This is a genomic window from Bradyrhizobium retamae (assembly GCF_001440415.1).
Lineage (GTDB): Bacteria > Pseudomonadota > Alphaproteobacteria > Rhizobiales > Xanthobacteraceae > Bradyrhizobium > Bradyrhizobium retamae.
Map to the genome: position 1 here is coordinate 38,268 of NZ_LLYA01000167.1, position 25,567 is coordinate 63,834.

Sequence of the window (25,567 nt, forward strand, 5' to 3'; positions counted from 1 at the left end):
GTTAAGTGGAAGTGATCCACCGATAGAGCGCACACAGTGTGCGGCCGATGTAGTAGATACCGTAGATACCGAGTGCAGCGAGGAAGGATAGAAATCCGATCACATGCCACTCGTTGATGTCGTAGATGGTCAGTAAGATCATGCGTCCTCCTTCAGAACTTGGGTCAGCCCGTCGATAGCGTTACCGACGCGATGAAGACCGATGCTTATGAAGACACCGGCCACGATCAGTCCCCACATCGTTGTCATGCAAGGCGGTACTCGTGCAGACCACCGGCAACTCGACGACGCTCCACAGTGTGCTTGCCGAACTTATCTTTGCGTAGATCACGCAAGCGAGCCGACACCGATGCGACTGTACCGCCGCACTTGACGACGATTGCTTCGAGGCTGTGATAATTGCCATCCAGCATGTGCTGATGCACGCGATCTAGTTGGCTAGTAAGACGATCACCGTCAGCGGCTTCGTCATACGTAACCCCGTCAAACTTTGTCATGTTGTCCTATGCTGCTTGCTGCCAGTGATGCAGCTTCATATTGTCCGAGCGTATTCAAGATGCAGTTCAGCAGCCGCTACGGCATAGGCTTGTGCCGCTAACAGCGCCGTATCGAACCGTCCTAGGTTCTTTCGCTTCTTGTATGCGCAGATGGCCGCTAACCACTTACCTGTCTGCTTGCAGTACGAGACACCTTTGTATCCACTTGTGTTTCGTTTAGTGCGCGCAACGTTGAACATGTTGCGGCTCTTGCCAGCCTCTCTCAGATTTTCGTAGCGGTTATTGCTCTTGTTAGTATCCGCGTGATCCAAGTCGAGAACGTATTCTCCTGTAAACCACAACCAAACCAGTGTGTGCAGTAAGTACAGTTGCTTGTGGATTGACACTTGAACGTATCCGTCCTTGCGAAGCGTACCCGCCTTATCTCCAACCTTTACGCCCCATACTGTAGGCTTCTTCCAATACAGTTCACCGTCTCGATACTCGAACCGTATCTTTAGTTCTTCTTGTGTAATCACTCCGCGTGCCAATGCGTTAGTTTATTCATGTTCGGCCCGCACTCCACTTCCACCGGGAACGGTACAGTGATGTCCATGCCGTATCGCTCGTTGTAGTATTCAGGAATGCTTTCCATGATCATCTTCTTGTCGGCGGCGACTTGATCGCGCACCGACTTGTGTGCGTCGGTCCAGATACAATCGTGAACCGTGTTGCACAGGAAGGCTAAGCCTCCGTAGTTGTCAGTCTCGACGAAGCGTCTCCACAATCGTCCGCACATTGCCTGAACGAACTCACCGCCAGTGCCTTGCACCGGGTAGTTCTTCATCTCGGGTGGATTGAAAGTGTCAGTCTTACCACGTCGTCTTGCATACTCAGGTGCATCATAGCTGCGCCACGTATACAGAGTGCCTGTTGGAGCTTGCCAATATCCTCGTCTGTAAGTTTTCCACTTCCCATCATCTCCAAGAGCCTGAAAAGGTTCTGCTGATTTGATGACAGCGGTTTCGACATCGGCGTTGAAAGTAACGACACCGGGATATAGTTCATCCTCTGCCTGCATAAGTGCCTGCGTTTCTTCAAGCGACATCCCCGTTTCTTCTGCGATGGTCGCAGCGCCTGCGCCATAGGCTCGTTGGAACGAGAAGATTTTGCACTTCGTTCGTTCTGTCTTCCCGGCCTTGTAGTCGGGATGGTTCTCGTTCTTGCACCAATCGAGTGCGTACTCATATGTTATGTGCGAAGCAGTAGACTTGAACTTCGCCTCCACTCGCTTGCAGTGGAAGTCGATCCTGTCTCGAAGGTCTTGGCAAAGCTGCTCGTCTTTCGTGAGCACGCCTTGCACCACGACTTCAAGCTGGCTGTAGTCAGCCTCGATCATTTCGCCATCGTCACCGAAGCGACTGACGAACATCTGCTTGACTTCGGACTTATCACCGCGAGGGAAGTTCTGACCGTTCGGATCAGACGACGACAGACGCGACGTTACCGTGCTCGTGTGGTTCAGCTTGTGGTGGATCATGTGATCGCGCGTCTGCACGCACGTCAGCATTCCCGACCACTCGCCCTTGTTGTCCTTGCGTGCGTAGTAAGTCCCGATCTCCTTATCCAGCTTCTGCTTAGTGCGCAGCGCCTTCAGGAACGGAATGTTACGCAGCGCGAGTTCAACGATGATGTCGCCGCTCGTGCTGTAGATCGGAGCGCCGAGACCGTCTTCGTTCTTGGTCGCCCACTTCTCGTTCGGTGCCGTGATCTGCGGGAAGCTGTACAGGAAGTCCTGATACTTCACCTTCAGTTCGCCGGGCACTTCAACTTGCTTGGTCTTGTACTCGCCCTTCTTCTTACCGGACAGGTACTTTACGTACACTTCAACATCACCATACGCCGCTGCAAACTCGTCAGGCGATAATGCTGTAGTTGTACCGTCATCTAACAACCAGTGCGCTTCCGTAGCCTTCTTACGGGCTAGCTCGCCGGTCGCTTCGTCGATGTACGTAGTCTGTATCTGGTACTTCACGGTGCCGCCGAATATCAGGCAGCTAGTGTGAATGCGGCTCGCCCAGTTGAACTCGAACGGGCAGTCAGTCGGGACGTAGCTGTTAAGCTCGTCGTCCTGTGCAGCAAGGTCAGCCTGTAGTACCTTCAGCCGTCTACCGGCTTCGGCTACGTCAACCTTGAGCCCATTGAACTCCATCTCCGTAGTGGCGCAGAGACCGTCCATGCGGTCTTGGATCATCTTGACTTGACCCTGCTCCACCGCCTTCTTGATCTGACCGAGGAACACGATCTCCGTGTTGCGGATGTCACCGCCGTTGCGCTGTTCTTCCGGCGTGCCAACTAAGTAGTCGATCAGCAAGTCTTCGGGGATCGCAGACGTAAGCACGCCTGCATCCCATAGCGCCTTCACTTCGTCGATCTTGGTAGTGCCACCGTACTTCGGTGCAGTGTCGTTCAGTGACGCCATGTGTGCGTCGGGGTGCTGCGCTCGCAGCAGATACTCTGCGTACTGGCAGCACCATACTTTACCCCCTCGCTTATAGAACTCGCGTAGGCTTTCGTTGCCCTGCGCCATTTCCCATAGCAAGTCGAACTTGATATTGAACCCAACTAATAGCGTCACGGATTTCTCGATCTTTAATGTCGAGGTCCGATTGTGGGATGGGAAGTATTCCCACTGACACGTCGTGTCGCCTTGGTTCTTCCAACCGCGCGCCACGATCCAGTTGCGCTCGTCGAACGGAGACGCTTTGCGTTTGAAGCTGCTGTGCGTCTCCGTCTCTAAGTCGAAGACCTTGTACATCAGCGATAGCGTTCAGTCGCCTGATGATCTTCTTCGTGGCACCAGTTGCAGATACCGTTCTCGGTATCACATTCGCCGACAATCTCTGTGCAGCGCATGCACTCTACTTGCGGCTCAATGATCTCGTCTTGCAACAGCATCAGAACACATCCTCTTCTGTCTTGGGTGGAATACGGAGCGGCCACGGATACTTCGCTTGCAGCTTGATGAACTGCTTCATCGTAGCTTCGTAGCCCCAGTCTGTTCGGTACAGCGTGATCTGCTTGTCTTTGTAGTCGCGCCTGAACTCGTACTCGATAACGCATCGCCCGGCACTCAACTCGATACCGGCTTTGCAGATACCGAGGTTGAAGCGGCTGATGATCGACTTGACATTCAGGTCTTGGTCGTCGTGATCGTGAAGACCGATCAGGTTCACGATGTCAGTTGGAAGATCATCCTGCAATTCAGGACGCATACAGAACTCTTCCTGTCTAGTGATCGACTGATGCCGATACTCAGGAGTGCTGTCGTCGAACGATACCGCGTTGCAGTCCTCGTCTGTCAGGAACTCGCGTACTCGTCTGAAGTCTCCACCGGAGACATACAAGTCGATGTCGCGGATTGGCTTGTCGCAAATAGTATCGCGAACGTAGCCACCGCAGATCACCGACTTGTAGCCTTCTTGGTTTATCTTCTTCAGCAGAGCTAGCGCGGATGTAACTCGCGCTTGATCCATTAGTTCGGCAGCAGAACCGGGAACGCATCGTTACCGAATGCGCTGTGATACTTCGCTGATGGCTTCGCCTTCTCGACAGGCTGTGCAGCAGGCTTTGCAACCGGCTTAGGCTTGGGCTTCGGTACAGGCTTCGCAGCGGGTACAGCCGGGTCCGTCTTGGTGACGGTGTACGGTGCTTCCACCTTGGCAACCGGCTGTGTGACAGCTACAGGAGCCTTGGCTACCGGCGCAGCCTTCTTGCTGCACGCCCATGCAGTAGCCCACACCAGCGCCACGATGACAGCCAGCGTGATATAAATCTTCTTCTTCATGATGTTCCTTGTTCGTGAGGACCAATCATCCAGTCCTCAAGTTCTGTTTCGCTATCAAAGTCGAGGTCGTTCTCGCTCCATATGTCGTGCGGACGTTCTCGACGACGTGTGCGTGTGATGCGCTTCGAGCGCCTACGCGGCTTCAGTGAACGGTATGCCATTCACCATCGACACGCTTCTCGATCTCGACGACCGCGCGTATGTTGATGTCGGTAGCCTTCGTTTCTGATGCGGCTTCCTTGGCTTCACCGATGGACTTGTACGGCCCACCGACAGCTTCACCGGCCTTGTACCAGTAGCCTCTGCGGATACTCATGCGAGACAGTATCCTCGCAGTTCACATTCCCTGTCGCTCTTACATCGACCGCACGACGTGAACACGCCTTCAGTACCTGGCACTACCGTAGCGTCCACCGGAGCATCACCGCCAGCGTCGTTTGGTGTAGCCCATGTGGCCCAGTCTGTAGTGCACTCTATGGTCTCGCGCCGAGGCGAGCCGCCGATGTTCTCGCCGCGTTGACGAGCCAGAGCGTCCCTGTGCAGAAGATTGAACTTTGACTGTCGCCACTCTATTTCATCGAGCACACGATCAGCGTTAGCAGCATCAGCCCATGACTGATCCTTACGCTCCTGCGTAAGAGTAGCCTCGCCTCGCTTAGCCTCTTCCTCGATCAGATAGAGTTCAAGCGTAGCCAGTGCATTCCATGCTCGGTGCGCCAGATGCAGTTTGTGGCTCTCGGGGCAATGCGTCTCGCCACGCTGAAGTGCATTGTCATGACGACCGTGCGCGTCATCGTACCGATTGAACGCATCCTCGACTTTCTTCCAGCCGCCCCATTCTTTGTACTTCTCGTAGCCGAACTGAGAGATAAGTGCGACGCCTTCGATGGCGCGGGGAAAGTATCTGGCGAAGCCCCTAGCGATAGGAGCCTTACCAGTATCCAGTTTCATAGTGCTTAGGTTCGCCACGTAATCAAATCCTGTTCAGGGAAGTATCGAACGAAGTAGTCAGTGTACTCAGCGCGAACGTCGCGCCAGTGCTGCTCTACGAACGTGATCCCGATTGGCTGTGCATCGCCATCGTGCGTCCACTTATCGGACTTCCAGTTCTCATATCCCCACGTAGCAATGCGTTCGTCCTGTCGGATTTTCACATCGTACTGCTTGATCTCGGCAAGCAACTCGTAGGGTACGTGCATTGCGTCGAAGATGACGCGTCCTGCTGCCTTCTCGTGCTTCTTGTAATTACCTAGTGTCGCCTTGATCGGTGACGCTATGTCGTTGAAACAAGCCTCTGACCAGTCATGGATCAGAGCGGCCTGACGAAGATGCGGCGGCACTCGTTCGGCCATGCGTAGCGAGTGCAGACCTACCGAGATGGGGAATGGAAGATGTCCGGTGTAGCGGTTCAGATTGCAGATGCTGTGAATGAAGTTGTGTGGCCGCACGTCTTCCGGCTGAAGGTTCAGCACGTCAACCATGCGACCATCGTACATGCGTATGATGGCTTGTGCCATTGTGTCCTAGAAGGTTACGCTCGCGGTTAGCACCGCTGCGCCAATCCAATAGATGACACGCCGAACGTCACCCTCCACTGCGTAGACCGCAGCAGAGCCAAGTGACATAACGATCATCATGGATGGAAAGATGTATTGCTTCACGCAGCGTCTGCGCCGAGAACAGACATCCACTCGGATGACTTCTTCGGTGCTTTGTCTACGTAGATGTCCCAGTGCGCCGTCTGTCCGTGCTTCTCGTGCACGAACCACAGAGGCTGCGTCGGACGATCCGGTTTCGCATTCAGTGCGTTCTTGACGTACTCGCAGTAACCCTTGATCGAACCTGCTCCCGTAGAATTGGGTAGCCAGAGACGCTGATGGTAATGACCGTGCAGCATCATGTCGAAGGGAGTGCCCTGCGAGCTATAAGCTCCTGACTTCTTTACTTCGCCGCGCCTGATCGGACCAATCGCGCCAATGATCCCATCACCGCCACCCACGCCAAGCATGTCGCCGTGGAGCAAGAGATACCGAATATTGAACACTCGGTAGAGGACTTCGTTGGATGGTCGGACATCAAACTGTACTCGCGGATCGTCTGCGAAGTGCCGAATGAGCATCTGGTAGATAAGCCAGTCGTAGTTCTTGCGGTAGTATCGCTTGAACTCAGGACGATGCGTGGTGCGTCCGTGGTTGCCCGGCACGCAGGGCACGTACACTCTGCCGAACCTGTCAGCAAATCGCGCAATGCCGCCCGCAATCCACTCGAATGCTTTAATCGAAGCCGGGATTGCTTCGAGTTCGTCGGTTGCCACCAGTTCAGGGTGAAGACCCCCACTGACCATATCTCCTGTAAGGTTGATGACGATGCCGGGATACACGCCGGTATGGTTCTCAGTGCAGAGCTTGTCTGTCACTGAATACAGTCGCTCGACGCGCTCTCGCGCTACCGTCATGTTGTATTCGTTCACGCCGTTGACTTCAGCCTTCGTCACGCGCTCGCCTAGATGCCAGTCAGCCCACATTGTCACAGGGACTTCGGGAGTGGCCTTGAAGCGTTCACGCGGCTCAGCCTTGCGTACCCAAGCAGGGATTTGCTTCGGAGTGTTGACGATGCCTCCGAGGACATCACTAACGATGTCGTTCGAGTTACCGTCGCGCAGTGCCTTACGTAAGTCCTTAGTCAAACGGTTCACTTGGTCTTGTAGCGCGAGGATGCGCTTCGCTTCGTCCACCTTAACCGGGCGGACAGTCTTCTTTGCCGTCACTATGATCCTACTGGTATGTCTCTGTAGCGCGCCCTTGTACCGTCGAAGATGACTTCAGCGCGCGGATCGCTAGCGCCGTCCGGTCGTCTCAACTTGTTCTTGGGCAGGCCGATGAAGCGTGAACCGGCTAGGCCAATGTCATTGGATGCGCCGATCATGAGTTGGAAGTCGCAAGCACCTTGCTTGCCGGTCTTGCTGTCTTTGAGCATTCCGAGAGTAGGGAATTGCATCCCGTCGCCATCGTTACTGATCTGGCTGGTAGCGAGGCCGATGCAGTCGTACTTGACGCTGCGCTCTCTCGCCCACTTGTACATTTCCTCAAGCATGAGGTCTGTACGTGCCATATCGCCGAAGCCCCTGATGTTGTCGATCATGTCGTACACGATGACACCGGGGTTGCTCTCTTCTAGTATGCTTTCGATCTGTCCTGTAGCGAAGCCATGCACGTCAACGATTCGTATCTTGTCGAGGCGTCCACCGATGGACTGTTTGTATTGCTCGACTAGTACGCCTTGCGAGTGCTGCTCCTTCATGTCGCTCATGGACAGGTTCAGTGCAGATTGGTACAGGCGCGGAATGATGCGCTTGCCCGGTCCTTCGTTGTTCAGCCAGACGATGTTACGATCTGGCGGTAGCTGCGGGGCGAAGTATGTGACCTCGCTCGATATGAACGAAGTCTTCCCTTTGTCCGGGCGTCCGGCAATGATGCCGAAGTCTCCGGGTCGCAGCTTGCGCATTGAGCGGTTCAGACAATCGATCCGCCACTCTACGCCGCTGTCGTCGAACTCGTCTTGCAACAGTTCTCCGATTGGCGTGTCGATGTAGCTAATCGCTCGTCTGCCTGTACGATCTCTGAAGCCGTCCATTGTCCGGTTCACAGCGTCGTAGGCATCGGCTAGATCGCCCTGCTGGAATTGCTCCGCAAGGTTCGCCAGCTTCGTCATCAGTTCGAGTTCAGATAGTTCTGCGAGGATGTTGCGCCGCTGATCTTCGTCAGGTTCAGGCACAGTGTTCAACAGCATTGCCTTATAGCCGTTGAACTTCTCGTCGCTCATCTTTGGATGCCACGCTTTGAAGCGAGGCAGGAACGTAGTCATGTCCACGGAAGTATGCGTAGGAAACTTCTCGAAGTATTTTCCGAAGTCCTCGATGATAGCCACAGCTTGTGGATCGAGGTTCGCTCCGGGTATCATGTCCTTCAGCTTAAAGAAGTCTGACCTCCTGCGCATTATCCGCAGTAGGATAACATCTATGATAGCAGTCTCCTTATCTCCCGGTTGCTGTAGTATTTCGGGTCTTGTTCGGTTCGGATGCGCTTGGTCGTGTATCCCTGCAATGCGAGGGTACGTTCGCGCTTGAACGCCGCCTTCTTTCCTGCTCGATCAGGATCAAGCCAAATGGCAATGGTTCTGGCACCCTCTGCGCACGCCAGTTGGTATTCATTCGCGCTTGTACCCAAGAGGGCCACGCATCGCTTCGCGATACGGCCCACACGTACTGCCGACAGAATGTCCTCTGTGATGACCAAATCCGGTCCACTACCTTCAGGCCAGTCTTCCGTGGCAGGCAATGCAATAGCAGGGTCAGCAGTGAATACAGCGTGGGCAGGCGATGCCATACGCTCAATATACTTAGGCTTAGCATTGATCGTGCTCCGTGCTGTGAAGCCAACCAGTGCGCCATCTCTATACACGGGTATCACTACGCGGCGCAGTGATGCGCTGTAACCAAAGCCGTAGTGCCTAGCTATGGTCGCGTTGATTCCCGCCTTATAAAGCCAGACGGCTTCACTGGTTGGGATGTCGAGTGTGAAGTCTTTCGGTAGTCGGACGTGCGCTTCTTGCAACAAAGCGAACTCTTCCCGACGACGACGCAACTGATCTATGCTGAAGTCGCCGTGAGCAACGAAGCCGCGAGGCCCGCACCTAAAACAATAGGCGCGGTATCCTCGTTCCTCGTTACTCACCATGAGAGACTTATCTTGTGCGCAGCATTCGATCCGTATGCGCCGCCCGGCTGCTAGTGTCTTGGCAGTGGTGAGCCATACAGGATCGTCAGCCATTACCAGCCTTTGGCGCGACGTTCCTGTGCGTGCAGTTCGTCGAGGCTCACACGATCCTCGTCAGGAAGATCGAACACGTCTTCGCCAGCACGGCCTTTGCATTCACCGGGCGGGACTTCATCGTGCGGTATGTGGCAATGGATGCACGGATCGTACTGATGACCCTTGTTCTGTATTCCCATAGTAGTCCCCTGTGTTAACGCCTAAATGCGTTGGTGATGGCTTTAATGCCAAGTAGTCCTGCCGTCAGTCCGAAGAACGACAGCAGTATCTGACCTTCCCAGTCGTTGAACGGGGGAGGAAACTTCAGCACGCCGATACCCATCTTGAAGTTGGTATCGAGGCCGACGAGGTTCACATGGATGACGAACGGGAGTGCGATCAAGAACGTGAGCAACCGCATTTCCCAAAAGCCCGCCGTGTTGCGCCGGTTCTCCGACATGGCGTCGAGTTGGTTCTTCGCCCAAGCTGCTTGAGTGCGTTCGCTCTCGTTCGCACTGTCCTTGTACTTGTTGTACACGCCGGTCAGCGTCGAGAGCACACCGTTCAGTCCACCGCTAGTTAGATAGCTCCAACCGAGTTTAAGCAGAAACATTGGCCTGCTTCGCTTCGTACTTCTCGTAGAGCCACCAGCCGACACAGCCGACGACAGCAGCCACGGTAAGCGTGGTCGCTATAGTCGTACCGTACTTGGAGAACACTTCGAGGAACGGCTGTATCTGATCGAAGTAGCTGGCACCGCCAGCCACGGCACCGCCCGTCGTAGTGGCGATGGTGCCGCCGACAACAACCTTGTTCTTGGTGGTCATTGGAGGCGGCGGCGATACATGGTTCTCGTGCATCGCCTCGTCTATGTCGGGACGAAGCGCACACAGAGCCTTGAGTACCGTCAGCGTACCGATCTGCGGGTCATCGAAGTTCTTGTCCCACACATGGTCCGCAACGTACTTGCCGGTTTGCTCGTGGTTGCTACCGGCCCAAACGTAGGGCGAGTTGATGCCTTTGCCGGTGTAGCCGAGGCCGTTGAATCGTTCGCCCTCGTAGCCCATGCGAGAGGGACACCATGCAATGCCCCGAAGGTTCTTCAGGTCCAAGGCATCGATTGCTGCTTCTGCCCACGTCTTGAACGGTCCACGTCCAGCCGGTACGAGCTTGGTCTTCTTCCTCGTACCGATGATGTGTTCGCCGTTGTGAAGCACGCCAGCGAAGTTGCAGCTACTCTCTCGCATGTGCAGCGCACCGAGGAAGAACCACGGTACGCCTGTAACAGCTTCGACTTCTCTGTACTTCGTCTCGCCTTTGATAATCAGCTTGGCGAAACGATCCGCATTCTTAGCATCGGTCGATTTGATCTCGATGCTATCCCATAGTTTGGCGTACCCTTTCTTGGTCGCCTCGTATGTCCATTTTGCCATTGTTTCCTTCAGTACACGTCAGCGCGCAGAACAGTGTTCACGCCGTAACGGATGTACGATTTGATGAACTTGTTAAGATCAACGGGGTAATGGCCGAACTTGTCTGCGTACTCTTCCTGTACGTTCACAAGGCCACTAATGATGCTGATCCACTCCGCAGTCTCAGGAGACCATTCAACGTTGTTCACAACGTCAGACACCATCAACTGAAATTCGTCCCCAGCCCTTGATAACGATCTGAAGGCCAGCCAGCCCTCGAAGGCGTAGTAGTTGCCCCAGTCACCAAACACGGCGCAGTCTGCGTCCTCGTCCGCCGAGAGAACAGCTACGCAGCCAGTGCGTTTGTAGTGCTCGCGGTCGTCGTCACAGTCCTGTAGGACCATGACAGGCGGTACTATACCGTTGTCGTACAGGGACGAGATGAAGGCATTGAAGTTCTGATCGAGAGCTTGCATTTGAAAGCCGCACTTTCGTTAGCACTGTCAGTGTGCCGAGGGATGATTTGTTCATGGTTCCTGTCCTCACGCTGTTACTGTTGGCCTCTACGTCATGAAAAAGGGCGGCCCGTTCTGGACCGCCCTGTACACTCTGGAAAAAATTTTAGTAGGCAGTGAGAATTACTTCGTCGGCTTATCGTCAGTACGATACACGATCATACCGACGAACACTCCGTCCTTCGTCTCAGTACGTGACACGAAGTATTTTCCAGCTTCAGCACCCTGCCGGTTCGCTTGTGTAGTCGCGCTCTGTACCGAGCGTCGTAGTTTGTCGGGATCAACGCCGGGCTGCAACTTCACTCGGAAGTGTGCATACAGCGTCTTGTCGCCCTTCTTCTGCGGAGCCTGAAGTGCATCGAACTTGTACTTCGATCCTTCAGCCTTGCGCTTCGCGGTCGGGATGTACTCGGAGAAACCGAACTCGATCTCCCCGACTTCAACCTCGTCACGTCCGTTGTCTTCGGTCGCATCACCGTTAGTAGCTTCGACGGCGGCTTCGACGGGAGCTTCGACTGCCGGTTTGGTGGCAGGCTTCGTTCCCGGCTTCGTCACCGGCTTCGTTACAGCGGCAGTATCATCGAGGCCCAAGTCGGCCAAAGGGTCGTCACTGTTCACTCTGCTCTTATCCTTAGTCCTTGGCTTAGCCACAGGTTTCGCCGCAGGCTTAGTCTTCTTCACCACCCGATACATTCTCCCATAGCTAACTGATGTCTATGAGCGGTTGCTCACAGAGAGCCATACGCTCTGTAGATTGTTGAATACAACGATCTACGGAACGCATCTTAGTACGGATTCTAATACAGAGTCGATTATGCGTCTGTATGGTTGTGGACAGTTCGCCCCTAGAACCGTTCTGATGTCCTAATAGGGAGGGAAATCACTGCACGGATTTTGCACGGATTTGGGTGCCAAACGTTGCCGATCCGTGCCGCTTTCGGGCTTGCGTGATCGCCGCCGATACCCTACTAAGCCGTTGTTATTGCTTGAGACCGGACGCATAGCTCAGCGGGAGAGCGTTCCCTTCACACGGGAGAGGTCCAAGGTTCGATCCCTTGTGCGTCCACCATAAAACCACACCCGACGAGCAGCCTGCGCTACCTTCTTCAGTCGTGCGATTGCTAGTGACCGGCGGTTACAAATCCTTTTCGGCGAGTTTTCGAAACTCGTCAGGCACCGAACGCGAAACACCCAGCGTCGCCGCGCCGTATCCGATCGCATCCCATCCGAAGCGATCGCGGATCTTGTCGACAGCACAGTCTGCCGTCCAACGGGCCATGCCTAGCCTGCTGCCGGGACGGCGCGCTTCATCTTCAAGTCCGAGCGGGAGCTCCAGCTCCAAATCCCAGTTCTCCTCGAGATGCGATACGGAGATCGCCAACAGCGAGATGACCTTCTCGTCCGGGTGATCTGCGAGGACCGCGCGCACCAGTTCCTCGGCAAGTTCAGCGAGAATCACGGTCGCGGAGATCGGCGCACCGAGCGTTACCGAGCGCGTGACCGAGTTCAGGTCAGCGAAGCGAACGCGGACCGTCACGGTTCGGCCGGGCCTGGACTTTGCCCGGAGCCGCGCGGCGATGCGGTCCGCAAGGTGAAGCAGGGCGGGTCGAATAATCTGCTCGTCGGCCGGCTTCCTGCCAATCGCTGACTGCGCCCCGGCCGACCGGGCCCGGCGATGAGGCTTGAGTTGCCGCGGATCGCGATTCCACGCCAGCGCCGCGAGTTTCTCGCCTGTCGCGGGACCAAGCAACCGTTCGAGCGACCATCCCGGTGTCTTGGCCAACTGCCCGATGGTCAACACGCCGATTTCGGCAAGCCGCGCCTTCGTGACCGGACCCACTCCCCACATCAGCTCGACGGTTAGTTCGTGAAGGAATTCCAGTTCGGTGTCGGGATCGACAACCACAAGCCCGTCTGGCTTGGCTACCTGCGAAGCGATTTTCGCCAGATGCTTGGTGCGCGCGACACCCACTGAGATCGGCAGGCCAAGCTCGGTGCGTACGCGCTGGCGGATTGCGGCCGCAATTTCAGCAGGTGCACCGAAAAGATGGGTGCAGCCCGCAACGTCGGCAAAGGCCTCGTCGATGGAAATCCGCTCGACGAGAGGTGTGAAATCGCCGATCACCCTGATGGCGGCGTCGCCCAGCCGTTGGTAGTGCTTGAAATGGCCGCTAACAAAGATGAGTTGTGGACATAGCTCACGTGCCTGCCGTCCCGGCATGCCGCTACGGACCCCGAAGGCCTTGGCTTCGTAAGAAGCGGCAAGCACAACCCCGCCACCGACCGCGATGGGTCTACCGCGTAACGAAGGGTCGAGCAGCTGCTCAACCGAGGCATAAAAGGCGTCCAGGTCTGCATGAAGGATCGTGGCTGTCGTAGCCATCCCGACCGTTCACCCGCGAGATCTGACTGAAGTCCTCATGAGAACATAATGAGAACTTGCGTGGATGCTTGTCAAGCCGGGCTGGACATTTCCCTGGAGGCTGCAAGGAAAGTTGCTTTCCAGCCTAGGCTCCCCTGCGATCCTGTTTGCCAATCACGCGGCGCCATGAGATTGGCGCCGCTGACCGCATGGCTCACCGGCGCCTCGAAATTTTTTGAATAGGAACACGGCTCCGGCGCATCGCGCACGGCGCATCGAAATCGGCCTACCTATTCCATGCGGGCTTTTTCCTTCAGGTCGCGGATGCGAATTTCGGCCTCTTCTTTCGAGGTCACGATTTCGGACGCGTCGGGGACGCGGGCCTCTCGGCTGAGCCTCTTCAATTCCTCAAGCTGTTCATGCGTGGGTTTTTCGGTCATGGGCACCTCCTCTGACGGGGCAACCGTGTCAAGAACGTCGTGTTCCCCTTGAGAAGTTCGTTGCGGCCGTCGCAGGAAGAGAGAGGCGAAGCCGAGGCGGCTCACTCCGGCGCCCTCATGCCGGGCGAGCGGAGCCATTCGTTTAGCCGAGATGCGGCTTCCATCTGTCGCGCCCGCCGCAAGAGCAGTTCCCGGGCCATGCCGGGCTGTGCCTCTCTTGCCGCCTCTCTGAAGCGCTTGGCCTCTCCCGCCAGCCGCTCTTCGAACGTCTTCTCATGCTTGATGCGCCGTCGTGTTGGCATGCCCGTGATCCTCGTTCACGAGGGCCATTGAAATCCCGGGCCGGGTCGCCGTCTGTCCGGCACCAGACTCATCGGGGCAGGCTGCTTCCTTTCGCCAATAAGTCGCGGCCCGTAGTTTGCCCGTCTTGCCGGAACACGATTCTCGGAGCGTCGTAGTGGCGGCACTTTCCGGGAGCGAACAATGCTTACAACCCTTCTTGTGATGGCGGCCATCACCATCATCGCGGGCGCCGCGCTGATCGCTGTTTTCGAACTCACCCGTGCGCGCCACCCACAAGCCGATCCGCCGCCGCGGCGCCGGGCGTTTTAAAGGCGCGTCCCGCGCTCGCAGCGGGGCCCTTGTTGCAGGCCATCAGCAGAAAGGCCCCAGCGGCGGCGCTAAGGTCCTTTCAGTCAATGTCGCATCGGGGATATGTGACACGCGGTCCAATGCGGTCGCAGATTTTCGTTCCTATCGCGCGATGGCAGCCGCGGGATCAAGTGCAGCCGCATTAGCGCGGTGACGATCGCCTCGATATCAAGTTCGGCCAAATGCCAATCCTAATGAATTAAATGCTCGCCGATCGAGATTATCATCTAAATTGAATCTACTCCTGTTTCAGGAAAAGAGGTTGCGCAATGGCGGCCTTTTCTTTTCAGCCAACGCGGCTGCGCCAATTCTGGCACAACCTTCGAATTTACATCGGCGGCTGAACTAATGGTCAAGCAGCATGCGGGTTAACAACCGTGTATCCGCGTAACGAGCGCGCATGAATTCTCGTTGCGCGGCCGCCCGAGTTCGCATCGTATGCTATCCACGTATCGCCTTCGACATGTCGCTCTAGAACGAAAACGTGCCCACGCCGCGCAGCGACCATTCCGGGTGCTGGCGATGTCCGTGGAAAGCGCAGCCAGTTGGATGCGAGATTTAGACCAGGCACGATCCGGCCGAAAACACGTATAGACGCACCGCAGCCGCAGAACGAGCGGGGACAACCGGCTGGACGACCGCCGACCGTTTGACCGCGATCGACACTCACGTCCGCCAGTTCGCGCCGGTAACTCTGTGCGGTCGCTTGATGTGTGTAAGAATTAATCCGCTCACGACGAGGCTGCGAAAACGAGAAGTCGCAGGGCATGGTCACATTGCATTCGGGTATTTGAGCGGTACGGGAAGGACGGGCTTCCGAAGCGATCGACCCGGTTACAACAAGGACAGACGCAACAAAAATTTGTTTGAGCATGCAGGACTCCGATTTAAACGGTCCTGCCCCGCAGTCAGAAGCCAATAACAGTTTGGCGAAAATGCGTTTGGAGCGCCCGGCAGTTCCATATGTGGGAACCCAGCTAACAGCGTCTGAACGCTTGGTTTAGAACGTGTTCATTCGCTTTGCCGTTAGTAATCCGCGGGAGGACCGGACATGGCAAACACGAACAACCGTTTCGATGCTGTAGGTGTTGTCGTCGATTGGATCGATGCCTGTAAGCAGCGGCGCCTCGACGCATTATTGGATCTGTATGACGATGCGGCCACCGTGGAATGCTGCGAGAGCGGCAGCTTCAACGGTCGATCAGAGATGGAACGATATTGGCGGCCACGGCTCGCCAGGGCGGGAAACGACGCGTTCGCCATCGACGCATTGACGCCGGAGGAGGACGGCATTTCACTGGATTATCGTGGTTACGACGGAAGGATCATGAGAACGCATTTCCGCTTCACGCGACCCGGCAAAATTCGGCTCACGGCGTGCGAGCCTGTAAAATCCGCCGCATAGCGGCGAACGTCCAGTGGCTGTCGTGGCGAACGACGCTGCTCATGACCGGTGGCAAGCGGGTCGCGCAAAGATAGGGTTACATCAGATCCCAAGCACCCAGATCGCCACGATGGTGCCGAGCGTCGCTAGGCCACTGATGGTCCATCCGGTTGCATAGGAGGTGTCGTCGTCGCCGGCGCCGCGCATTTCGTCGGCGTCTGTGGTTGCAGACCGCCACTGCATGGCATTGCTCCAAAAAGCCTGCCCGCGAGTGTAACGTCGGCCCGGGTTCCCGGTTCCACTCTATTTGGAGGCCGCCGAAAAGGCGGCGCACGAATCTTCGATCAGACGAAGGAAAGCCGGCGCGCGTCGGCCGGTGCGACCTCGTTTTCGTCGCCGACGATGATGGTGACCTTCCATCCCTCGCTGGCCCAGACCCGCGCTTTGGCAACCGCCACCAGCATGCTGCTTCGGTCCATCCTGACGGTCTCGTCCTTGCGTTCCGCCACGATCCTGTACGCCATGCCACATCCCCTACGCACGTAGAACTACTGGGGAACGATGTTCCGTTACCGCTTTGGCCGCAATTGGCCGACAATTTGTCCAATCGGGGGCATGGTTAACGGCGCTGGGGACAGTTTAGCCCCTATTTCGCGGCGCTTCGCACCGCAAGCGCCGGTTTGGTCACGCCGTCGAGCCCGGTCAGGATCAGCACCGTCAACAGGGCGTTCTGCGGTCCGTACCAGGCGTTGGTTGGCTTGTACCATTCGTTGCGCGAGTGCCAGTTGCCGCCCTCGCCGCCGCCGCCAATGGTGACGGCAGGGATGCCGAGCGACATCGCGATGTTGGAATCGGTGGATGAGCCGGCAAAGGTCGGCCGCGGCCCCTTGGTAACGGCAGAGACCGCGCGCTGGGTCGCCTGCACGATCGGCGAATCCATCGCGACAATGCCCGCCGGCCGGTCGCCGATCAGTTTTACCTCGACCGTCATCTTGTCGGACTTCCAGCGCGCGTTCTCATCCGCCACCGCTTCCTTCACGAGTTCGATCAGCCGGGCCTCGAGCTTGAGCAGTTCCTCGGTCGAATTCGAGCGCATGTCGACGGCCATCCGCGCTTCCGCGGCGATGGCGTTGACCGAGGTGCCGCCGGTCACGGTGCCGACGGTAAACGTGGTCTTCGGATCGGACGGCGGCTGCAGCTCGGAAATTTTCGCGATCGCCCGGCCCATCGCGTGCGTCGCGCTCGGCAGTCCGAACTCCTGGAACGAGTGCCCGCCCGGGCCCTTGAAGATGAACTCGTAGCGATGGCTGCCGGTCGCCTGGTTGACGACGCGGGTGACGCCGAGCCCGTCGATCGAGATGAAGCCGTCGATATCGGTGTGATCGCGGAACAGCGCCTTCACGCCGCGCAGATTGCCGAGCTCTTCCTCGCCGACCGTGCCGACGAACAGGATGTCGCCGACGGTCGCGATCCCGTTTTCGTTCATCACCTTGATCACCGACAGCAATGTTGCAAGACCGCGTGAATCGTCGCCGATGCCTGGGGCTACGATCGCGCCGTCTCTTTCCTTCACCGTGACGTCGGTGCCTTCAGGGAACACCGTGTCGAGATGCGCGGAAACCACGAGCTTGGGCCGGCCGCCGCCACTGCCCTTGCGTAGCGCGATCACATTGCCTTCGGCGTCGATCGACGCATTCTTGAAGCCGAGCTCCTGCATCCGCTTCTGAAAATATTCGGCACGGACTTTTTCCTTGAACGGCGGCGCCGGGATTTCGGTGATGCGCTTCTGCTCGGCAAAGGTCCGCTCGTCGTCAGCCTTGATGTCGTCGAGCGTCTTGGCGATTTTGGGATCGGCCAGAATGGCTTCCAGATCGGGTGCGTGAGCTTGCGCGGCGGCCTGCTGCACCAGAGCGTGCTGTGCGACGGCGACAAATGCGATGGCCAGGATCGATCGACTGAGCGTCATCAAAAATCTCCCTTCGCGGGCTTCAGCCTGCGCTTAGCCCTGCATCCTTCAGCCGCTGCGCGAACCAGCCGGACAGGGCCTGGTCGAGAACGCCGCTGGTATAGACCTCCGACATCGCGACGTGGGTCTTGCCCAGCGTCAGCAGCACGCCGATCCAGTAGGCGAACCACAAATGCGGATCGGTCAGCGCGCGCAGCTTGTGCTGATCATGTTCGAGCGGCTGGTGATTGGCCGATTTTCGCACCTCGACCGCGAGCAGGTTGTTGGGAATAGCGCGCTGGTGCACCACGATGTCGGGATAGATGGATTTTGCGAGGTGATCGTCGGTCGAGACGGTGGATCCGTGCGGCAGCCGCAGCGTACGGTCGCCGAGCCGGTCGTATTCGCAGTCAATCTCCCAGCCCGGGAAGTGCTTTTCGAACTGCACCGCCAGCCGGTGCGTCAGCGCGCGCTCGCCGACATCCCGTTCGAGCAGGAAGGTTTCGCGTGCATAAAACTCGTGAAGTGCGGTGATGACCTTGTCCAGTTCGGTCTGCATCTGACCTCCGCACCGTCATTGCGAGGAGCGAAGCGACGAAGCAATCCAGTCTTGTTTCCTGGATTGCTTCGCTACGCTCGCAATGACGATTTCATAATTGCGGCATTCCGGCTAGCTCAAAACTTTCGATGGTCATTCCCTACATCTGCACTTCGATCAGCCGCGGCCCCGGTTCGGCGATGGCTTCCGCCAGCGCCTTGTTGAAGTCGTCAGCATTGGCGACCGCGCGGCCCGGCACGCCCATGCCCTTGGCAAGCGCCACGAAGTCGAGGTCGGGACGGTCGATCTTGAGCATGTCCTGCGCGCGCTGCCCCGGCTCGCCGGCGCCGACGCCGTCGAATTCGCCGCGAAGAATCTGGTAGATCTTATTGGCGAATACGATCGTGACGACGTTTAGGCCTTCGCGCGCCTGCGTCCACAGCGATTGCAGCGTGTACATCGCGCTGCCGTCGCCGACCATGCAGATCACCTTGCGGTCCGGGCACGCGACCGCGGCCCCCGTCGCGACCGGAGTCGAGAAGCCGATCGAGCCGCCCATGTTCTGTAGCCAGTCGTGCGGGGCGGCAGCGGCCGTCGGCGGAAAGAAGCCGCGGCCGGTGGTGATGGATTCATCGACCACGATGGCGTTTTCCGGGATCGCCATCGCAATCGCCTGCGCGATCGAGGCGTGCGTCAGCGCGCCGGTCGGTTTGGCGATTTCGACCATCTTTTGCGGCTGCCGGTCCTGCGGGTGCGCGTGCAGCGCGCCAGCCAGCGCTTCCAGCGCGGCAACGGAATTTTCGGCGCCCGTGGTCATGCGGTGCACTTCGCACCCTTGCGGCTTCAGCATGCTCGGCTTGTTCGGATAGGCGAAGAACGCCACGGGGTCGTTGGCCTCGACCAGCACGATATTCTTGAAATCCTTCAGGATCGGCAGCGCCTGCTCGATCACGTAAGGAATGCGGTCGATCGCAAACCGGCCCCTGCCGCGCGCCATGCGTGGATTGTAGGTCTGGCCCATCACCTTGCAGCCGGTCTTGCCTGCGATCTGGGCGGCCAGCGCCAGCCCGTGCTCGGTCAGCGCGCTACCGGTCATCAGCAACAGCGTCGATGCGCCGCCGTTGCGCAAAACCTTGGCGGCATTGTCGACCGCCTGCGCGGAATAATTGGCGCGCTGGCTTTCCGCCGGCGCTAGCGCGATGCCGTCGGCCTCGTTCCAGGCAGTGTCGGCGGGCAGGATCAGCGTAGCAATCTGCGGCGGCGAACTCTTGGCGGCTGCGATAGCGGCCGCGCCATCGGCGGCAACGGATTTGGCATCCGGCGAGGTCCGCACCCAGGACGACATCGGCCGCGCCAGCCCTTCGATGTCTGACGTCAGCGGGGCGTTGTAGCCGATATGGTAGGTCGCGTGCTGGCCGACGATGTTGACGATGCCGGAATTGGCCTTCTTGGCGTTGTGCAGGTTGGCAAGACCGTTGGCGAGGCCGGGCCCGAGATGCAACAGCGTCGAGGCCGGCGTGCCCTTCATGCGGTAATAGCCGTCGGCAGCCCCCGTCACCACGCCCTCGAACAGGCCGAGCACGCAGCGCATCCCCTCGACCCGGTCCAGTGCAGCGACGAAATGCATCTCCGAGGTGCCGGGATTGGTGAAGCAGACGTCCACCCCGCCCGCGACCAATGTCCGCACCAGACTTTCCGCACCGTTCATGGTCTCATTCCCCTTCGCGCTTTGTTCTTTGGAGCCGCTGACGATCAAACATTGTTCGCACGTTTCGTCAAAGGTTTAGCGGAACAATGCAGCCATCGCTTAGGGCATGTTGCCTTTTTTAACCGCGGCGTTTGAAAATGGCAGTGGTCACAGGCTCGTTGCTTGCATGACCGCCGCAATTATGGCCTGTCTCGACCTGCATATTCACATTTTTTCGCGAGGGAGAAAAATGATCCGGGCTTTTGCTTTGCTGTTTGCAGCAATCACGATGCTGGTGGGGACCGGCCAAGCGCAGGCCCAAAATCTCTTTTTCTTTGAAGACTCGCGCGACATCATGGGCGGCGGCCCCGGTTTCTTTCGGCCCGGCATGCCCAGCGGATCGAGTCCGATCCCGCGCACGACCGTTTACTTTGCCGGCAATTACGCCCCCGGCACGATTCTCATCAGCACCGCCGAGCGCCGGCTCTATCTCGTGCTCGGCAACGGCCAGGCGATCCGCTACGGCATTGGTGTAGGCCGGGACGGCTTCCGCTGGAGCGGAACCCACCGCATCACCGCAAAGAAGGAATGGCCGAGTTGGACACCGCCGGCCCAAATGCTCAGGCGCCGGCCCGACTTGCCGCGCCACATGGCCGGCGGCATCGACAACCCGCTCGGCGCGCGGGCGATGTATCTGGGATCGACGCTGTACCGCATCCACGGCTCCAACGAGCCCGAGACGATCGGACAGGCGGTCTCATCCGGCTGCTTCCGCATGACCAATGAGGACGTGACCGATCTCTATAGCCGCGTCCGCATCGGCACGCCGGTTATCGTGAGGAATTAGGCCATAGCCGTCCCGGCGTTGGGCGTCATACGCGCAAGCGCGTGATCGAGCCTTTCAAGCCTTGCACGCACGCGCCAATTGCTGCAGCGTTGTTTGAATGCACACGCCCCGCCGATTCCTGTATGTACGGACGCTAGCGGCTGCTCTGTGCGCTGCGGCACTCGGCGAAACCTTCACGCCGTACACGGCTTTCGCCGATATTCCCGCCATCGCGCAGCGTCAGCGCACCGAGAAAAAGATCTTCACCGACAGCGAGATCGTCGAGGGCTTTCTGAAGATCGCCTTCGGCGCCGAATATCATCTCGCCGGCCGTGTCGACCGCATCCGCAAATATGACGGGCCGGTGCGGGTGTTCGCCGACGGCACGCGCGCCGACCGCAAGGCGCAGCTCGCGAAGATCGTCGCCGACATCGCCGCGCGCGTTCAGCACCTCGACATCGCGATGGTCGAAACCAGCGAAGACGCCAATGTGCAGGTCAAGCTGGTGCGCGACCGCGATCTCCAGCGTACGATTGCGACCTTCTACGGCAGCGAGCGGGCGCGCCAGATTCGCTCTTCGCTTGACCCGCAATGCCTGTCCGGCTTTCGCAAGAACGAGAAATTCGAAATCGAGCATTCCGACGTGATCCTCACCATCGACAATGGCGACTTCGTCTTCTTCGACTGCGCCTATGAGGAATTACTGCAGTCGCTCGGGCCGATCAACGACACCTCGACCGTGCCCTGGACCATGTTCAACGACAATGTGTCGAGGGGCTATTTCGATATCTACGACCAATACCTCCTCAACCTTCTCTACGATCCCCGGATCAAGCCCGGCATGACCGTTCAGGAGGTCAAGGCGCTGCTGCCGGATGTGCTAGCCGACGTGCGCACCTGGGTGCGAAAGGTCAACAACCTGCCGCAGTGAGGGGGCGCCCCGATTCCGTCTCGGCCCCCAAATCGGGGCCATCCACTTTTTTCCAACGACAACGCCAAGTTTTATCGATGAAAGGTTGTGACTTCCAAGAGCAAATCCTGTCTAATGGGGGTCATGGGTGCTTGCTATAAGTCCTTCAAATGAACGACCTGCCGCGGATCCAGGCCTTGCGCTGTTTCATCACCGTGGCCCGCGAAGGCACTGTTTCGCGCGCGGCCACCTTGCTGCACCTCACCCAGCCTGCCGTCAGCCTGCAATTGAAGGGTCTTGAGGAGAGCACGGGCTTGCAGCTTTTCAACCGGACGCCGGGCGGCTTTACCCTGACAGAGGCGGGTGCCGCCCTGCTGCCGCTGGCGCATCGGACGGTCTCGGCGTCGGCAGATTTCAGGACAGCGGCGGATTCCTTGCGCGAATCGCTGCGGGGCACGTTGCGCGTCGGCACGATCTTGGATCCCGAGTCGATCCGGCTCGGTCCGTTCGTGCGAAGCCTCGCCACCTCCTCGAAAAAGACCGAAGTCTTCCTCCGCTACGGCATGACCGAGGACGTACTGGCGCAGATCGGCAGAGGCGAGCTCGACGTGGGATACTACATCGATGCCACGCCCGCCGAATTCCTTACGTCAGGGATGCTGTCCGAACGCACCATCGATGATGGCAAGTTCCAGCTCATGGCGCTGGCGCGCTTCGACTACCGCGTGATCGCTCCACTCCAATGGAGCGGCAAGGTACTAGGCAAGGACTGGGCCGGTCTCGCCGACCTGCCCTGGATCGGAACGCCGCATGACTCGGCGCATCGGAGATTGCTCGACGACGTGTTCCGGCCGATCGGCTCTTCGCCGAAGCGCATCGCCTTCGCCGATCAGGAAGAAGCCATGATCGATCTTGTCGAAGGCGGCAATGGCCTCGGCCTCGCCCGCGACAGCGTGCTCGACCGCGTCACGGGCAAACGGAATTTCGTGATTGCCGACAAGGTGGCGCTGACCTGCGACCTCGGTTTCGCCTGCCTGACGTCGCGGCGCCATGAGCCGATGATTGCACAAGCCTTCTCGGCCATGCAGGCGGTATGGGACCTAAAGCCGGCGAGCACGGCGCCTGCGCCGATCGAAGCGGCGAGATCACGGAAGAGCGCCCGCAGGTAAACCAGAGCGGATCAGGATTTGCCGTCGCAGATCGATTTCAGCGATCGCCATTCCTCTGACGTCAACAGCGGCGGCCCGCTGGCCGGCGGGTCTTGCCGGCTCATCCTTGCCAACCGGTCCTCGCTCAAGGGATGGGTGGAGATGATGGAGAGGCCCTTGCCCTCCTTTCCGGTGACTCGAAGCAGCAATTCCCCGGTCGGCTTCGCCGGCCGGCCGAGCCGGTGCATGACGTCGATCGCAAAACTGTCGGCATCGGTCTCGGCTTCGCGCGAATGCGACGACGTCACCAGCGTGCGCGAGGCGAAGATCAGCGCGCTGGATCCAGTGATATCGCCGAACAACAATCCGATCAGGAACGACGTGCCGCCGTTGTGAATCATTGCGCGCATGCTGTCGCGATGCTTGAGATGGCCGAGCTCATGGGCCAGCACGCCCGCAATCTCATCGGCGTTCTCTGCCTTCGCCAATAATCCGTTGAACAGATAGACCTTGCCGCCCGGCAGCGCGAAGGCATTCGGCAACGAGCTCGACAGCACGCCCGACTGCACCGAGGTGTCGAGGCCCGCGGATTCGCGAAGCGCGGTAATGAGTTTAGTGAAGGCCTTTTGCCCGGCCGCATTGTCGCACACCTTGGCATCGAACATTGTCTTGATCTGGCTGTCTGCGACATCGCCGAGCCGCCGTTCGAACGCTTCGGGCACCAGCGGCGTGAGGCGATCGGCCGCGAGCGGAAGTCCGAACAGCACCACGGCGACGATGGAAGCAGCGGCCGCGAGCGACCAGCCGACGATGGCGGCAACGCCGCGGCGGCCGATCATGTGGTCATCGATCTTGGTGCAGCGCGAGACCAGCTCGTTGGCAAGCTCCTTGTCGCGAACCTCCAGCCGCGCCAGCGCGGGCGCGCTCAGGCAGCTCAGGCGCAGCATACCGGCCGGACTGTCGGCGCGGCGAATGTCGGCGTAAATCCACGCCGCCAGCGATTGTTCGCCCTCGATTTCGAGCCGCTCGGCAAGGCGAAGCGTCACCATGCGCCGCCGGCTCGACGTTCCGTCGAAATAGGTCGCCGAACCGAGCGTGGTGGATTTTGCAGGCGTTGGTGTATCGCTATCCATGACCATCAGGACTCTGAAGCCTTAGAAGCCGCCGACATCGAGGCCGTCGGCGAATCCTTCGCCCAGCGCGTTGGCCATTCCGCCGCGCGCCGAAACGTTGGCGGCTGTCTCGATACCGCTGACATTGATCGATCCGAGCACCCTGACCCAGAGATCACGCAACAGATAGACCCGGATCACGATATTCATCGCCAGCGCGAAGGCAAGATAGCCGATACCGGCGAGCACCAGAAGCGGAATGCTCTTCGCAAATTCCTGGGACTTGAAAAACTCGCTGAAGGAATCGCCGCTCATGCTGGCGACCAATACCGCCGCCAGCGCCAGATAGGCCGAGAACACCAATCCGAGCACGACGATCCAGCCGATGACTTTCCAGTACAGGCCGATCAACGCGCTCTTGGGCAAGGACGATTCGACACGCACGCCACCGAACCGGATGCCCGAGAGCCACCAGCGCCATTCGATTGCCTTGAAGGCCCCGTAGATAAACGGCGCGAGCGGATACACCATCATGGCGACGGGCGCCAGCAGCCATAGCCACCAGCCGCGCTTGAAAAACTCCCAGCCGCGCCCCTCAAAACTGCCCTGCAGGTCGCCGTAGAAGGTGTGGCGCATCTTGTAGCGTTCGAGCGCGGCCGCGCGCCACGGCAGCGCCAGCCCAAGGGTGAGTGCCGACAACAGTCCCCACAGCGTCGCCCGCGCCGCGTAGGCCCAGCCCGATCCGGTCATCCAGAACCGCAGGCCGCGCCACACCGTGCGCGTCAGCCGGTAACGGCGCGCGCGGTAGATCGCGAACTGCCCGAACACATAGAAGAACGCGATCAGCGGAATACTGGCAAACGCCTGGATATGCTCGGCCTCGAGGCCGACCAGAAAGTAGCCGAGATAGACCGGCACCAGGATCGCGAGCGCGACCAAAAATCCGATCAGCAATTCCTTGCCACGGCCGGTATACTCTGCGGCGTCGCCATAGACATGGGTGTTGGCCCAGAGATGGCGGCGGATATCGGTGAGCAGCCAAAATCGATAGAAGCCGAGGGTGACGAATTCCAGCCCGGCGCCGCGCTTGACCAGATCGAAGAATTCGCCGCGGCTGCCCGAAAACGCCACCGGCATTGGCGGCGGCGCGGGCAAGGGCTGCGGTGGCGGCACCTGCGGCGGCCAGCTCATCTGATTCATGGTTCAACTCCAGCGCGAACGGTAGCGGATCAAACCACAGATTTGCCGGTCGTTGTGTGACCCAGGTCCCACAGGTGCGCGGAAGCTCGCGGGTTTGAGGCTGGGCGGAGCCGTCGCGCCACGTTGGGACCACCTGCGTTGAGAGAGCCCCTCACCCCAACCTTCTCCCCGCAAGAGCGGAGAGAAGGAGCAAGAGCTACGCCGTCTTTTCGAACAGCTCCCGCCCGATCAGCATGCGGCGGATTTCACTGGTGCCGGCGCCGATCTCGTAGAGCTTTGCGTCACGCAACAGCCGGCCCGTGG

The 25,567-nt window shown here is 58.6% G+C and carries 33 protein-coding genes and 1 tRNA gene; 6 read left to right on the plus strand and 28 right to left on the minus strand.

What is annotated here, in order from left to right; translation table 11 throughout:
* Position 1: 1 nt before the first annotated feature.
* From CQ13_RS43380 to CQ13_RS24570, 17 genes are all read right to left on the minus strand, one after another.
* Positions 2-142, minus strand: a complete 141-nt coding sequence (locus CQ13_RS43380; protein ID WP_156433874.1) for a hypothetical protein — start codon at positions 140-142, stop codon at positions 2-4.
* A gap of 103 nt (positions 143-245) precedes the next feature.
* A complete protein-coding gene (locus CQ13_RS43385; protein WP_156433875.1) occupies positions 246-497 on the minus strand; it encodes a hypothetical protein in 252 nt (83 codons plus the stop codon).
* 35 nt (positions 498-532) lie between these two features.
* Entirely contained in the window at positions 533-883 is a 351-nt protein-coding gene (locus CQ13_RS24510; RefSeq protein WP_197427423.1) for an HNH endonuclease, read from the minus strand.
* A gap of 128 nt (positions 884-1,011) precedes the next feature.
* Positions 1,012-3,294 (minus strand): DNA polymerase, encoded by a 2,283-nt coding sequence (locus CQ13_RS24515; protein WP_057845409.1) that lies wholly within the window; start codon positions 3,292-3,294, stop codon positions 1,012-1,014.
* Positions 3,294-3,434 (minus strand): hypothetical protein, encoded by a 141-nt coding sequence (locus CQ13_RS43390; RefSeq protein ID WP_156433876.1) that lies wholly within the window; start codon positions 3,432-3,434, stop codon positions 3,294-3,296. Before CQ13_RS43390 ends, CQ13_RS24515 begins: the two co-directional genes overlap by 1 nt.
* Positions 3,434-4,012, minus strand: a complete 579-nt coding sequence (locus CQ13_RS24520; protein ID WP_057845410.1) for a hypothetical protein — start codon at positions 4,010-4,012, stop codon at positions 3,434-3,436. Before CQ13_RS24520 ends, CQ13_RS43390 begins: the two co-directional genes overlap by 1 nt.
* Positions 4,012-4,323, minus strand: a complete 312-nt coding sequence (locus CQ13_RS45855; RefSeq protein WP_057845411.1) for a hypothetical protein — start codon at positions 4,321-4,323, stop codon at positions 4,012-4,014. Before CQ13_RS45855 ends, CQ13_RS24520 begins: the two co-directional genes overlap by 1 nt.
* A gap of 142 nt (positions 4,324-4,465) precedes the next feature.
* A complete protein-coding gene (locus tag CQ13_RS43400; protein WP_156433877.1) occupies positions 4,466-4,639 on the minus strand; it encodes a hypothetical protein in 174 nt (57 codons plus the stop codon).
* Positions 4,636-5,274, minus strand: a complete 639-nt coding sequence (locus tag CQ13_RS24530; protein WP_057845412.1) for a dATP/dGTP diphosphohydrolase domain-containing protein — start codon at positions 5,272-5,274, stop codon at positions 4,636-4,638. The genes CQ13_RS43400 and CQ13_RS24530 overlap by 4 nt, the downstream gene beginning before the upstream one ends.
* Before the next feature lie 5 nt (positions 5,275-5,279).
* The gene (locus CQ13_RS24535) at positions 5,280-5,804 is read right to left on the minus strand and encodes a hypothetical protein (RefSeq protein WP_197427424.1); all 525 of its coding nucleotides are present in this window, start codon (positions 5,802-5,804) and stop codon (positions 5,280-5,282) included.
* A gap of 176 nt (positions 5,805-5,980) precedes the next feature.
* A complete protein-coding gene (locus CQ13_RS24540) occupies positions 5,981-7,090 on the minus strand; it encodes a hypothetical protein (protein WP_057845414.1) in 1,110 nt (369 codons plus the stop codon).
* Entirely contained in the window at positions 7,090-8,250 is a 1,161-nt protein-coding gene (locus tag CQ13_RS24545) for an AAA family ATPase (protein ID WP_210183079.1), read from the minus strand. The genes CQ13_RS24540 and CQ13_RS24545 overlap by 1 nt, the downstream gene beginning before the upstream one ends.
* Positions 8,251-8,339: 89 nt before the next feature.
* Positions 8,340-9,152, minus strand: coding sequence for a toprim domain-containing protein (locus CQ13_RS24550; RefSeq protein WP_156433878.1), 813 nt, complete (start codon positions 9,150-9,152; stop codon positions 8,340-8,342).
* Between the two features lie 196 nt (positions 9,153-9,348).
* Complete coding sequence (locus CQ13_RS24555; protein WP_245309291.1) at positions 9,349-9,747, minus strand: hypothetical protein; 399 nt, start codon at positions 9,745-9,747, stop codon at positions 9,349-9,351.
* Complete coding sequence (locus CQ13_RS24560) at positions 9,734-10,567, minus strand: hypothetical protein (protein ID WP_057845418.1); 834 nt, start codon at positions 10,565-10,567, stop codon at positions 9,734-9,736. The genes CQ13_RS24555 and CQ13_RS24560 overlap by 14 nt, the downstream gene beginning before the upstream one ends.
* A gap of 8 nt (positions 10,568-10,575) precedes the next feature.
* A complete protein-coding gene (locus CQ13_RS24565) occupies positions 10,576-11,022 on the minus strand; it encodes a hypothetical protein (protein WP_057845419.1) in 447 nt (148 codons plus the stop codon).
* Positions 11,023-11,184: 162 nt separating this feature from the next.
* Positions 11,185-11,679 (minus strand): hypothetical protein, encoded by a 495-nt coding sequence (locus tag CQ13_RS24570; protein ID WP_156433880.1) that lies wholly within the window; start codon positions 11,677-11,679, stop codon positions 11,185-11,187.
* A gap of 376 nt (positions 11,680-12,055) precedes the next feature.
* Here CQ13_RS24570 and CQ13_RS24575 point away from each other — a divergent pair.
* Positions 12,056-12,130, plus strand: a tRNA-Val gene (locus CQ13_RS24575).
* Between the two features lie 66 nt (positions 12,131-12,196).
* Here the strand turns inward: CQ13_RS24575 and dinB are convergent.
* The 3 genes from dinB to CQ13_RS24585 form a co-directional block, all read right to left on the minus strand.
* A complete protein-coding gene (dinB, locus tag CQ13_RS24580) occupies positions 12,197-13,444 on the minus strand; it encodes a DNA polymerase IV (protein ID WP_057845421.1) in 1,248 nt (415 codons plus the stop codon).
* Between the two features lie 269 nt (positions 13,445-13,713).
* Complete coding sequence (locus CQ13_RS43410; protein WP_156433881.1) at positions 13,714-13,863, minus strand: hypothetical protein; 150 nt, start codon at positions 13,861-13,863, stop codon at positions 13,714-13,716.
* Between the two features lie 101 nt (positions 13,864-13,964).
* The gene (locus tag CQ13_RS24585) at positions 13,965-14,165 is read right to left on the minus strand and encodes a hypothetical protein (RefSeq protein WP_057845422.1); all 201 of its coding nucleotides are present in this window, start codon (positions 14,163-14,165) and stop codon (positions 13,965-13,967) included.
* Positions 14,166-14,346: 181 nt separating this feature from the next.
* Between CQ13_RS24585 and CQ13_RS46500 the strand changes: the two genes are divergently transcribed.
* Both CQ13_RS46500 and CQ13_RS24590 read left to right on the plus strand, forming a co-directional pair.
* Positions 14,347-14,475, plus strand: a complete 129-nt coding sequence (locus CQ13_RS46500; RefSeq protein ID WP_283807522.1) for a hypothetical protein — start codon at positions 14,347-14,349, stop codon at positions 14,473-14,475.
* A 1,090-nt stretch (positions 14,476-15,565) separates the two neighbouring features.
* Entirely contained in the window at positions 15,566-15,919 is a 354-nt protein-coding gene (locus tag CQ13_RS24590) for a nuclear transport factor 2 family protein (RefSeq protein WP_057845423.1), read from the plus strand.
* Positions 15,920-16,000: 81 nt separating this feature from the next.
* Here the strand turns inward: CQ13_RS24590 and CQ13_RS44575 are convergent, their stop codons facing one another.
* The 5 genes from CQ13_RS44575 to CQ13_RS24610 all read right to left on the minus strand — a co-directional run bounded on the left by CQ13_RS44575 (position 16,001) and on the right by CQ13_RS24610 (position 20,089).
* A complete protein-coding gene (locus CQ13_RS44575; protein WP_197427426.1) occupies positions 16,001-16,141 on the minus strand; it encodes a hypothetical protein in 141 nt (46 codons plus the stop codon).
* 101 nt (positions 16,142-16,242) lie between these two features.
* Positions 16,243-16,422, minus strand: coding sequence for a hypothetical protein (locus CQ13_RS24595; RefSeq protein ID WP_156433882.1), 180 nt, complete (start codon positions 16,420-16,422; stop codon positions 16,243-16,245).
* Positions 16,423-16,544: 122 nt separating this feature from the next.
* Positions 16,545-17,864: a M20/M25/M40 family metallo-hydrolase gene (locus CQ13_RS24600; protein ID WP_057845425.1), complete on the minus strand. Its 1,320-nt coding sequence runs from the start codon at positions 17,862-17,864 to the stop codon at positions 16,545-16,547.
* A gap of 22 nt (positions 17,865-17,886) precedes the next feature.
* On the minus strand, positions 17,887-18,402 hold the full coding sequence (locus CQ13_RS24605) for a hypothetical protein (RefSeq protein ID WP_057845426.1): 516 nt from the start codon (positions 18,400-18,402) through the stop codon (positions 17,887-17,889).
* 139 nt (positions 18,403-18,541) lie between these two features.
* Complete coding sequence (locus tag CQ13_RS24610) at positions 18,542-20,089, minus strand: acetolactate synthase large subunit (protein WP_057845431.1); 1,548 nt, start codon at positions 20,087-20,089, stop codon at positions 18,542-18,544.
* A 229-nt stretch (positions 20,090-20,318) separates the two neighbouring features.
* On the opposite strand from CQ13_RS24610, the gene CQ13_RS24615 reads away from it, so the two are divergent.
* The 3 genes from CQ13_RS24615 to CQ13_RS24625 all read left to right on the plus strand — a co-directional run bounded on the left by CQ13_RS24615 (position 20,319) and on the right by CQ13_RS24625 (position 22,973).
* Positions 20,319-20,915 (plus strand): L,D-transpeptidase, encoded by a 597-nt coding sequence (locus tag CQ13_RS24615; RefSeq protein WP_057845427.1) that lies wholly within the window; start codon positions 20,319-20,321, stop codon positions 20,913-20,915.
* 97 nt (positions 20,916-21,012) lie between these two features.
* Positions 21,013-21,825: a DUF2927 domain-containing protein gene (locus tag CQ13_RS24620; protein ID WP_082637621.1), complete on the plus strand. Its 813-nt coding sequence runs from the start codon at positions 21,013-21,015 to the stop codon at positions 21,823-21,825.
* 149 nt (positions 21,826-21,974) lie between these two features.
* Entirely contained in the window at positions 21,975-22,973 is a 999-nt protein-coding gene (locus CQ13_RS24625; protein WP_057845428.1) for a LysR family transcriptional regulator, read from the plus strand.
* Between the two features lie 11 nt (positions 22,974-22,984).
* On the opposite strand, the gene CQ13_RS24630 is transcribed toward CQ13_RS24625, so the two are convergent.
* The 3 genes from CQ13_RS24630 to CQ13_RS46505 all read right to left on the minus strand — a co-directional run.
* Positions 22,985-24,085: a M48 family metallopeptidase gene (locus CQ13_RS24630; protein WP_057845433.1), complete on the minus strand. Its 1,101-nt coding sequence runs from the start codon at positions 24,083-24,085 to the stop codon at positions 22,985-22,987.
* A 21-nt stretch (positions 24,086-24,106) separates the two neighbouring features.
* Positions 24,107-25,264, minus strand: a complete 1,158-nt coding sequence (locus tag CQ13_RS24635; RefSeq protein ID WP_057845429.1) for a DUF898 family protein — start codon at positions 25,262-25,264, stop codon at positions 24,107-24,109.
* Positions 25,265-25,460: 196 nt separating this feature from the next.
* Positions 25,461-25,567: acyl-CoA dehydrogenase family protein (locus tag CQ13_RS46505; RefSeq protein WP_156433743.1), on the minus strand; the 107-nt coding region annotated here is incomplete at its 5' end.

What these genes read in the sequence shown, in the direction of transcription:
- CQ13_RS24620 (WP_082637621.1), top strand. Translation starts at nt 21,013, where the DNA reads ATGCACACGCCCCGCCGATTCCTGTATGTACGGACGCTAGCGGCTGCT.
- CQ13_RS24515 (WP_057845409.1), bottom strand. Translation starts at nt 3,294, where the DNA reads ATGTACAAGGTCTTCGACTTAGAGACGGAGACGCACAGCAGCTTCAAA.
- CQ13_RS24550 (WP_156433878.1), bottom strand. Translation starts at nt 9,152, where the DNA reads ATGGCTGACGATCCTGTATGGCTCACCACTGCCAAGACACTAGCAGCC.
- CQ13_RS24630 (WP_057845433.1), bottom strand. Translation starts at nt 24,085, where the DNA reads ATGGATAGCGATACACCAACGCCTGCAAAATCCACCACGCTCGGTTCG.
- CQ13_RS43410 (WP_156433881.1), bottom strand. Translation starts at nt 13,863, where the DNA reads ATGACCGAAAAACCCACGCATGAACAGCTTGAGGAATTGAAGAGGCTC.
- CQ13_RS24605 (WP_057845426.1), bottom strand. Translation starts at nt 18,402, where the DNA reads ATGCAGACCGAACTGGACAAGGTCATCACCGCACTTCACGAGTTTTAT.
- CQ13_RS24565 (WP_057845419.1), bottom strand. Translation starts at nt 11,022, where the DNA reads ATGCAAGCTCTCGATCAGAACTTCAATGCCTTCATCTCGTCCCTGTAC.
- CQ13_RS43400 (WP_156433877.1), bottom strand. Translation starts at nt 4,639, where the DNA reads ATGAGTATCCGCAGAGGCTACTGGTACAAGGCCGGTGAAGCTGTCGGT.
- CQ13_RS24535 (WP_197427424.1), bottom strand. Translation starts at nt 5,804, where the DNA reads ATGGTTGACGTGCTGAACCTTCAGCCGGAAGACGTGCGGCCACACAAC.
- CQ13_RS43380 (WP_156433874.1), bottom strand. Translation starts at nt 142, where the DNA reads ATGATCTTACTGACCATCTACGACATCAACGAGTGGCATGTGATCGGA.
- CQ13_RS44575 (WP_197427426.1), bottom strand. Translation starts at nt 16,141, where the DNA reads ATGCAGTGGCGGTCTGCAACCACAGACGCCGACGAAATGCGCGGCGCC.
- CQ13_RS24590 (WP_057845423.1), top strand. Translation starts at nt 15,566, where the DNA reads ATGGCAAACACGAACAACCGTTTCGATGCTGTAGGTGTTGTCGTCGAT.
- CQ13_RS24635 (WP_057845429.1), bottom strand. Translation starts at nt 25,264, where the DNA reads ATGAATCAGATGAGCTGGCCGCCGCAGGTGCCGCCACCGCAGCCCTTG.
- CQ13_RS24600 (WP_057845425.1), bottom strand. Translation starts at nt 17,864, where the DNA reads ATGACGCTCAGTCGATCGATCCTGGCCATCGCATTTGTCGCCGTCGCA.
- CQ13_RS24585 (WP_057845422.1), bottom strand. Translation starts at nt 14,165, where the DNA reads ATGCCAACACGACGGCGCATCAAGCATGAGAAGACGTTCGAAGAGCGG.
- CQ13_RS43390 (WP_156433876.1), bottom strand. Translation starts at nt 3,434, where the DNA reads ATGCTGTTGCAAGACGAGATCATTGAGCCGCAAGTAGAGTGCATGCGC.
- CQ13_RS24615 (WP_057845427.1), top strand. Translation starts at nt 20,319, where the DNA reads ATGATCCGGGCTTTTGCTTTGCTGTTTGCAGCAATCACGATGCTGGTG.
- CQ13_RS24595 (WP_156433882.1), bottom strand. Translation starts at nt 16,422, where the DNA reads ATGGCGTACAGGATCGTGGCGGAACGCAAGGACGAGACCGTCAGGATG.
- CQ13_RS24555 (WP_245309291.1), bottom strand. Translation starts at nt 9,747, where the DNA reads ATGTTTCTGCTTAAACTCGGTTGGAGCTATCTAACTAGCGGTGGACTG.
- CQ13_RS24610 (WP_057845431.1), bottom strand. Translation starts at nt 20,089, where the DNA reads ATGAACGGTGCGGAAAGTCTGGTGCGGACATTGGTCGCGGGCGGGGTG.
- CQ13_RS24560 (WP_057845418.1), bottom strand. Translation starts at nt 10,567, where the DNA reads ATGGCAAAATGGACATACGAGGCGACCAAGAAAGGGTACGCCAAACTA.
- CQ13_RS24625 (WP_057845428.1), top strand. Translation starts at nt 21,975, where the DNA reads ATGAACGACCTGCCGCGGATCCAGGCCTTGCGCTGTTTCATCACCGTG.
- dinB (WP_057845421.1), bottom strand. Translation starts at nt 13,444, where the DNA reads ATGGCTACGACAGCCACGATCCTTCATGCAGACCTGGACGCCTTTTAT.
- CQ13_RS46500 (WP_283807522.1), top strand. Translation starts at nt 14,347, where the DNA reads ATGCTTACAACCCTTCTTGTGATGGCGGCCATCACCATCATCGCGGGC.
- CQ13_RS24530 (WP_057845412.1), bottom strand. Translation starts at nt 5,274, where the DNA reads ATGAAACTGGATACTGGTAAGGCTCCTATCGCTAGGGGCTTCGCCAGA.
- CQ13_RS43385 (WP_156433875.1), bottom strand. Translation starts at nt 497, where the DNA reads ATGACAAAGTTTGACGGGGTTACGTATGACGAAGCCGCTGACGGTGAT.
- CQ13_RS45855 (WP_057845411.1), bottom strand. Translation starts at nt 4,323, where the DNA reads ATGAAGAAGAAGATTTATATCACGCTGGCTGTCATCGTGGCGCTGGTG.
- CQ13_RS24520 (WP_057845410.1), bottom strand. Translation starts at nt 4,012, where the DNA reads ATGGATCAAGCGCGAGTTACATCCGCGCTAGCTCTGCTGAAGAAGATA.